Annotated in this window: 1 protein-coding gene; it reads left to right on the forward strand. The window is 61.9% G+C overall.

The window, feature by feature from the left end; translation table 11 throughout:
* Positions 1 to 155: 155 nt before the first annotated feature.
* The coding region (locus QD461_RS36670; RefSeq protein WP_414091641.1) for an IS701 family transposase at positions 156 to 866 on the forward strand (711 nt) is incomplete at its 3' end.

Here is an 866-nt window from a genome sequence, read left to right on the forward strand (position 1 = left end):
TGAGTCACAAAAAACGGGAGATTCGCGGTTTGCGATGATGTGCTAGCGTGGCGATTCGTGGTCAGCAGGAGCAAGCTGGTCACAAAAAACGGGAGATTCGCGGTTTGCGATGATGTGCTAGCGTGGCGATTCGTGGTCAGCAGGAGCAAGCTGAGATGAATGGCCTGAGCGGAAGAAGTGAATCAGACTTTGCGGATTATGTCGAGAGGCTTGTCGATGTGATCGGCCATGCCGATCGGGCAGAGCCGCTGAAGGATTACTGCCTTGGCCTCATGCTGCCGGTGGAGCGCAAGAGTGTCGAGCCTCTGGCAGCGGTAACGGCACCGGCGAGGGTTTCGTCCAAGCATCAGTCGTTACTGCATTTCGTCGGTCAGGCGCCGTGGTCGGACGAGGCGCTTCTGCGGCGGATTGGCGATTTGGTGCTGCCGCTGATCGAGCGACATGGGCCGATCGAGGCGTGGATTGTAGATGACACCGGCTTTCCCAAGWAGGGCAGGCATTCGGTCGGGGTGGCGCGGCAATATTGTGGCCAACTCGGCAAGCAGGACAACTGCCAAGTCGCGGTCAGCTTGTCGATCGCCAACGTCGCAGCGAGCYTGCCGATTGCCTACCGGCTGTATCTACCCGAGATCTGGGCCGACGATGCCGAGCGGCGGCGCAAGGCGAAGATCCCTGACAGCGTCGCATTCCAGACCAAACCGGCCATCGCGCTGGAGCAGATCCGAGCCGCCCAGGCAGCCGGAGTGGCGCCCGGTGTGGTGTTGGCCGATGCCGGCTATGGCGTGGACGGCGCATTCCGCGCCGGCCTGTCGGCACTCGGCCTCGACTATGTCGTGGGCGTGCAGCCGACACTCAGCGTCTGGCGA

The sequence above is a fragment of the Rhizobium sp. BR 314 genome, from assembly GCF_047445805.1.
Lineage (GTDB): Bacteria > Pseudomonadota > Alphaproteobacteria > Rhizobiales > Rhizobiaceae > Rhizobium > Rhizobium lusitanum_B.